Genomic DNA, 2,720 nt, shown 5'->3' with positions numbered 1-2,720 from the left:
CTGGCCCAGGCGATGGCATTGGGGCCGGTGCCCGATGGCAGCATGAAGCCCCAGCTCGCGGCCATCGCCACCGGCATCGCCAGCAGCACCGGATCGACCCCCAGCGCGACGATCAGGCTGGCGACCACGGGCATCACGCCGCTTGCGGTGGCGACATTGCTGGCAAATTCGGTGATCAGGATGACCAGCGCTACCAATGCGAAGGCCAGCACGATCAGCGGCACCGCCGCCAACGGCTCAAGCGCGGTGCCCAGCCAGATATCCAGCCCCGATGCGATGATCCCGGCGGCCAGCGCCAGCCCGCCGCCGAACATCATGATCACGTCCCATGGTGCGCGGTTCGCCTCTGGCCATGTGAGCAGCGGCCTCCCGGTGCCGTCGGGCAGGATGAACAAGGCGATGCCGCCGATGATCGCGACGCTGCCATCGGTCAGCGCGCCTGCGGGCAGCAGGCCGCTGAGCCATGGCTGCAGCATCCAGGCGATCACCACAAGCGCGATCACCGGCACGAGGCGCTTTTCGGGCACGCTCCACGCATCTTGCTGGGCAATCGCGGCGCGCGCGGTGTCGACATCGAACGGGTGGCTGCCAAGCCTTTGCACCCGCGCGACGATGAACGCACAGATCGGGATGCCGAGGATCACGATCGGCATGCCATAGGCCGCCCATGACAGAAAGCCGATGTCCATGCCCAAGGTCTTGTTGAGCAGACCCGCCGCAATCGCATTGGTGGGCGATCCCACCAAAGTGCCCAGCCCGCCAATCGAGGCGGCAAAGGCGATGCCCATCATCAATGCCCCGGCAAAACCCTCGGTTTCCTTGTCGGCCAGCCCGCCAGCAAGCAGCACCGCGCTGGCAATCGGCACCATGATCAGCGCGGTCGAGGTGTTCGAAATCAGCAGCGACAGCGCGGCAGTGGCGATCATAAAGGCGACCAGCAGCTGCGTCGACGTTTGGCCCGACTGGTTGATGATCGCCAGCGCCAGCCGCCGGTGCAGCCCGACCCGCTCGATGGCCAGCGCAATGAATGCGCCGCCGAGAATCAGGAACAGGATCGGCGAATAATATTCGGACGCCGTGTCATTGGCGCTCATCACCCCGGTCAGCGGCAGCACGATGAAAGGCAGCAGCGCGGTGACGGTCAGCGGCACGGCTTGCGTCATCCACCATACCGCCATCCAGAACACGAGGCCTGCGGTGCTCCACGCCTGCGGCTCCATGCCCGCCGGCCCCGGGGTGATCAAGGTGAGCGCAAAGCCCGCCGCGCCAGCGATCAAACCCCAGATGTTGCGCAAAACCTGCCCCTCATCAATCTCCCCTCCCGCAAACGGGTGAGGAGAAACTAGTCTACCAGCCCTATGGCCCCCAGTTGCCGCCCGTAATCGGGCTCGCCCCGGTGGGTGGCCCGGCGAAAGCTGAAATAGTCCGCTTCATTGCCATAGGTGTCCATGCCAGAGCAATGCACCGTGCCGATGCCGAACGCGGCAACCCGTGCAGCGATATAGCCTTCCAGATCGAATTGGTAATGACCGGGCTTGCCTTCGCGAAAGAAGCGCTCGTTGGCGGCATCGGCCTGAGCGAAGCGCTCAAAAAAGCCGGCGTCGACCTCATAGCTTTTCTGCTGGATGCACGGGCCGATGGCGGCGGCGATGTGGGTACGGTCGGCGCCGAGCCACTCCATTGCAGCCACGGTCGCCTCGCCGACGCCCGCAAACGCACCCTTCCAGCCCGAATGCGCTGCGCCGATGATTTGCGCGCGGACGTCGGCAAACAGGATCGGCGGGCAATCCGCGCCCAGCACGCCCAGAAGCAAGCCGGGCCGGTCGGTGACCATAGCATCAGCCCTGGGCCGCGCGTCTACCGGGATGGGTTCGGTCACATGGATGACATCGGCGCTGTGCACCTGATGCAGCGTAACCAATGCCGCACCGGGCAGGATCGCGGATGCGGCCAGTCGCCGGTTTTCGTGCACGGCTGCCGGATCGTCGTGCGATCCAAGACCGACGTTGAGGCCAGCGACAATGCCAGTCGACACCCCGCCGCGCCGACCGGTGAAGCCGTGAGGTAGGTCGCCGAGCGCGGGGGAGGTAAGCAGGGGGATGGTGTCCTTCAAAGCGCTTTCCCGATTTACCCCTTTCCCTCGATGGGAGAGGGCTGCGCAGACTTATGAGCGCAGCGAATTAGTTGAAGCTGGGTGAGGGTGAATGCAACCGTAGCGATACGCCGCTCACCCTCATCCAACTGCGCCTAGCCTCGCTGCGCTCGGCAAGGCTGCGTATCCTTCTCCCATCAAGGGAGAAGGTTTGCAACGCGCCCGCCAAGGTTGGCACTTCATCCCAGGCTCTTGACCACCTGTTCGGTGGTATCCTTCGACAGGCCGGGCTGCGCGAGGATGCGCTCAAGCGCCGCGCGCATCAGCGTGGCGCGTGCCTCGTCAAAGCGACGCCAGCGGCCGAGTGGTGCAATGAACCGCGCGGCGGTCTGCGGATTGATCGGGTCGAGCGCGATGATCAGATCGGTGAGCATAGTATAACCTCGCCCGCTTCCGTGGTGAAATGCCACCTGGTTGCCGACAAACGGCCAGTAGAGCACACGCACCCGGTTGGGGTTGGTGAGCGTAAAGTCCTGATGCTTCATCAACGCCAGTGTCTGCTCGTAAACCTGCGGATGCATCGACCCGGACTGCAACGAGAACCATTTGTCGATCACCAGCGCATTGC

Annotated in this window: 3 protein-coding genes; all 3 read right to left on the bottom strand. The window is 64.4% G+C overall.

Features of this window, described 5'->3' with window-relative positions; genetic code table 11:
* The coding region (locus ACEW8G_RS16635) for a DASS family sodium-coupled anion symporter (protein ID WP_373489508.1) at positions 1-1,295 on the bottom strand (1,295 nt) is incomplete at its 3' end.
* A 47-nt stretch (positions 1,296-1,342) separates the two neighbouring features.
* The gene (pgeF, locus tag ACEW8G_RS16630; RefSeq protein WP_373489507.1) at positions 1,343-2,113 is read right to left on the bottom strand and encodes a peptidoglycan editing factor PgeF; all 771 of its coding nucleotides are present in this window, start codon (positions 2,111-2,113) and stop codon (positions 1,343-1,345) included.
* Positions 2,114-2,331: 218 nt separating this feature from the next.
* Positions 2,332-2,720 (bottom strand): aminopeptidase N C-terminal domain-containing protein (locus ACEW8G_RS16625; protein WP_373489506.1); only part of this gene is annotated, 389 nt, incomplete at its 5' end.

It is taken from the genome of Blastomonas sp. (assembly GCF_041747255.1).
Taxonomy (GTDB): Bacteria; Pseudomonadota; Alphaproteobacteria; order Sphingomonadales; family Sphingomonadaceae; genus Blastomonas.
Note: the sequence above shows the minus strand (reverse complement) of the source record. Positions and strands in the feature narration are given on the sequence as shown.